Consider the following 3,305-nt stretch of genomic DNA (forward strand, 5'->3'; position numbering starts at 1 on the left):
ATAAAGAATTGCTTGACGACCATAGAGCGTTGGAACCACCTGATCCCATCCCGAACTCAGTAGTGAAACGACGCATCGCCGATGGTAGTGTGGAGTTTCTCCATGTGAGAGTAGGTCATCGTCAAGCACCTATCCCAAGACCCCTGGTCAGCATCGCTGGCCGGGGGTTTTGCTTTTGCGCGCGGGAAAGTCGGGCCATTGCTGCGTAGGCAATTCAGGCATGCCTCTATATGATGCGTGCCTGACACTTGCGGGGGTGATATGCAGACCTTGCTGAAATTGCTGAGCGATGGCCGCTTTCATTCCGGAGAAGAGCTGGGTGCTCTCCTCGGGGTAAGTCGTAGCGCCGTCTGGAAGCGCCTTGAGGGCCTTGAGCGGGACTACGGCATGGTCGTGCAGCGAGTACGCGGCCGTGGTTATCGCCTGGAGGAGCCGCTGAGCATCATCTCGCCCAGGTCCGATTCCGGCCAGTGGCCTCTCGATGTCCTGTTTTCAATCGACTCCACTAACGCTGAGGTTCTGCGACGCCTTTCTGCCGGCGCCGTGGCGCCGTTCGCCATTCTTGGCGAACGCCAGACCGCTGGGCGGGGGCGGCGAGGGCGGCAATGGGAAAGCCCCTTCGGCGCCAACCTGTATTACACGCTGGGTATCACCGTGCGCGGTGGTGCGCAGGAGTTGGAGGGGTTGAGTCTGGTGGTCGGTCTTGCGGTGGCAGGAGCGATTCAATCTTTGGGTGTGAAGGATGTAGGCCTCAAATGGCCCAATGATGTTCTGGTGGCTGGCAAGAAGATTGCCGGCATCTTGCTTGAGCTCACGGGAGATCCTGCTGACATCTGCAGCGTCGCCATTGGCATTGGTATCAATGTGAATATGCGCAAGGCGGACGCCATTGATCAGCCCTGGACTTCGGTGCGAGAGGCTCTGGGCAGGCTGGTCGATCGCAATGAGTTGCTGCGGGCGCTGGAGTCGCAACTTGCGCACGTACTTTCCCGCCATCGCGAGCGCGGCTTTGCCGCGAGCCGCGAGGAGTGGGAATCCCTTCATCTATGGCAGGGGCGGCAAGTCACGCTGTCTACTGTCGCCAATAATATCGTTGGGCGTGCCCTTGGCATCGATGAGCGAGGTGCGTTGCGTCTCCTGGTTGATGGGAAGGAGCAGAGCTACAGCGGAGGCGAGCTGAGTCTGAGGTTGTCGGATGATTCTTGAGTTGGATTGCGGAAATAGCCTGATCAAGTGGCGGGTGGTCAGAAAGCACGACCTGGTGACCGTCGCTGGTGGTGTGGCTGATTCCGATCAGGTGCTGCTAGCGCAATTGCAGACCAGCGAAGTGGTCGACATTCGCTATTGCCGTCTGGTCAGCGTGCGGAGTGAGCAGGAAACCGACGCGCTGCGTGTCAGCTTGGAGAGCGCTTTCCCTGTTGTGGTGCAGATCGCCGCGCCGGCGACCGAGCTGAGCGGTGTGCTGAATGGCTATCGTGAGTATCAGCGGCTGGGGATGGATCGCTGGCTTGCCCTCGTGGCGGGTCATTGCCTCGCGGGGCGTGGCTGCCTGGTGCTCGATCTTGGCACCGCGGTCACTTCCGACCTGGTTGACTCGGCCGGCAGGCACCTGGGTGGCTATATAGCTCCCGGCATGCCTCTGATGCGCAGCCAGCTCCGTACGCACACGCGGCGTATTCGCTATGACGATGAGGCGGCCCATGAGGCGCTGCAGAACCTGCTCCCAGGTCAGGAAACTTCCGAGGCAGTTGAGCGCGGTTGCGTGCTGATGCTGCGCGGGTTCGTGCGGGAGCAGATCGATCTGGCGAATAAACTGCTGGGTGATGACTGCGCTGTCTACCTGACCGGGGGCGATGCCGAGCTGGTCAAGGATGAGTCTGCGCGCGCTGTCGTGCTCCCGGATCTGGTATTTCTCGGCCTGGCACTTGCCTGTCCGATCGAGTGAGTCTGACCGATGCGTTGGTTTTTCCTCTTCCTCCTCGCCCTCAATGTCTTCTATTACGTCTGGCATCAACAGCAGGCGCCGCTCCGCCCGAAAGAGATCGCGCCGCTCAGTCTGTTTCACACTGAGCAGAAGAATATTCGTCTGCTCAGTGAGTCTGCCGAGACGCCTCAGCGCCGCCCCGCGGACGAAAAGCCGGCCGCTGCTCCCGCCTCTGCGTGTGTCTACCTGGGCAATTTCCCCGTAGAGGATCGCGCACGGCAGTTGGTCCAGCGCTTGTTGAGCCTTGATGTCCAGGCCTCAGTGCAGACTGTGGATGCGGCTGCTGGTACCGACTACTGGGTTTATCTTCCGCCTCTGGCTTCGCGGCAGGCCTCCTTGTGGCAGCTGCGCGAGCTGCAGGCGCGCAAGATCGATAGCTACATCATCACGGAGGGGGATCTGACTGACGGGATCTCCCTTGGCATCTTTCAGCGCAAGGATTCCGCCGATAGCGTGGTGGAGCGGCTGAAGACTGCAGGTTACGACGCTCTGGTGCGCGAACTGGCTCGTTCGCAACATGATTACTGGGCGCAGGTCACCCCGGAAAGCGGGCGCCTGGTGGATGACTCTCTGGTGCGTCAGCTGGCCCCGGATTTCCCCGAACTGCAAAAACAAACAATGCCGTGCAAAAACGTTGCAAGCCCTCAATAGTTTGAATAGAATGGCGCCCGCTTCACAGGGGTGACCTGAAAAAGGTCGAACACTGGAAGCCGTTGTCGAAGAGCTAAGCTCAAGTTTTTTAAAGAAAAACAGTTGACAACGCGGTGGCAGGCTGTAGAATGCCGCCTCACTCGGAGGGGTTCCCGAGCGGCCAAAGGGATCAGACTGTAAATCTGACGTCTCAGACTTCGAAGGTTCGAATCCTTCCCCCTCCACCAGTTTCAAGCGTGAGCTACAAGCTCCGCGGGTATAGTTCAGTGGTAGAACCTCAGCCTTCCAAGCTGATGATGCGGGTTCGATTCCCGCTACCCGCTCCAAGTTTGTTGCTGATGTCTTGCTCATGTAGCTCAGCTGGTAGAGCACACCCTTGGTAAGGGTGAGGTCAGCGGTTCAAATCCGCTCATGAGCTCCATCTCGCAAAGGCAGATATGAAAATATCTGCCTTTGTTTTAATGGTGACGTGACTTTCTCAATTCCTTACGGGAGGCGGTCAAGATGGCTAAAGAAAAGTTTGAGCGTAACAAGCCGCACGTAAACGTCGGCACCATCGGTCACGTTGACCACGGCAAAACCACTCTGACCGCTGCTCTGACCAAGGTCTGCTCCGAGACCTGGGGCGGCTCCGCTCGCGCTTTCGACCAGATCGACAACGCGCCGGAAG

General features: G+C 58.9%; 4 protein-coding genes, 3 tRNA genes and 1 rRNA gene. All 8 read left to right on the top strand.

Going from position 1 to position 3,305, the window contains the following annotated elements; genetic code table 11:
- Positions 1 to 11 precede the first annotated feature (11 nt).
- A 5S ribosomal RNA gene (gene rrf, locus L6D89_RS32175) occupies positions 12 to 127 on the top strand.
- Positions 128 to 261: 134 nt separating this feature from the next.
- Positions 262 to 1,206 carry a bifunctional biotin--[acetyl-CoA-carboxylase] ligase/biotin operon repressor BirA gene (birA, locus tag L6D89_RS32180; RefSeq protein ID WP_236202317.1) on the top strand — a complete coding sequence of 315 codons (945 nt, stop codon included), beginning with the start codon at positions 262 to 264 and terminating at the stop codon, positions 1,204 to 1,206.
- Complete coding sequence (locus L6D89_RS32185; protein WP_236202318.1) at positions 1,196 to 1,945, top strand: pantothenate kinase; 750 nt, start codon at positions 1,196 to 1,198, stop codon at positions 1,943 to 1,945. Before birA ends, L6D89_RS32185 begins: the two co-directional genes overlap by 11 nt.
- A 9-nt stretch (positions 1,946 to 1,954) precedes the next feature.
- Positions 1,955 to 2,635, top strand: coding sequence for an SPOR domain-containing protein (locus L6D89_RS32190; RefSeq protein WP_236202319.1), 681 nt, complete (start codon positions 1,955 to 1,957; stop codon positions 2,633 to 2,635).
- A gap of 142 nt (positions 2,636 to 2,777) precedes the next feature.
- Positions 2,778 to 2,862 (top strand) — tRNA-Tyr (locus tag L6D89_RS32195).
- 25 nt (positions 2,863 to 2,887) lie between these two features.
- Positions 2,888 to 2,961, top strand: a tRNA-Gly gene (locus L6D89_RS32200).
- Between the two features lie 19 nt (positions 2,962 to 2,980).
- A tRNA-Thr gene (locus L6D89_RS32205) sits at positions 2,981 to 3,056 on the top strand.
- Positions 3,057 to 3,139: 83 nt separating this feature from the next.
- The coding region (locus tag L6D89_RS32210) for a GTP-binding protein (RefSeq protein WP_236202320.1) at positions 3,140 to 3,305 on the top strand (166 nt) is incomplete at its 3' end.

It is taken from the genome of Pseudomonas pseudonitroreducens (assembly GCF_021603645.1).
Classification (GTDB): domain Bacteria; phylum Pseudomonadota; class Gammaproteobacteria; order Pseudomonadales; family Pseudomonadaceae; genus Pseudomonas; species Pseudomonas pseudonitroreducens.

What these genes read in the sequence shown, in the direction of transcription:
- birA (WP_236202317.1), top strand. Translation starts at nt 262, where the DNA reads ATGCAGACCTTGCTGAAATTGCTGAGCGATGGCCGCTTTCATTCCGGA.
- L6D89_RS32190 (WP_236202319.1), top strand. Translation starts at nt 1,955, where the DNA reads ATGCGTTGGTTTTTCCTCTTCCTCCTCGCCCTCAATGTCTTCTATTAC.
- L6D89_RS32185 (WP_236202318.1), top strand. Translation starts at nt 1,196, where the DNA reads ATGATTCTTGAGTTGGATTGCGGAAATAGCCTGATCAAGTGGCGGGTG.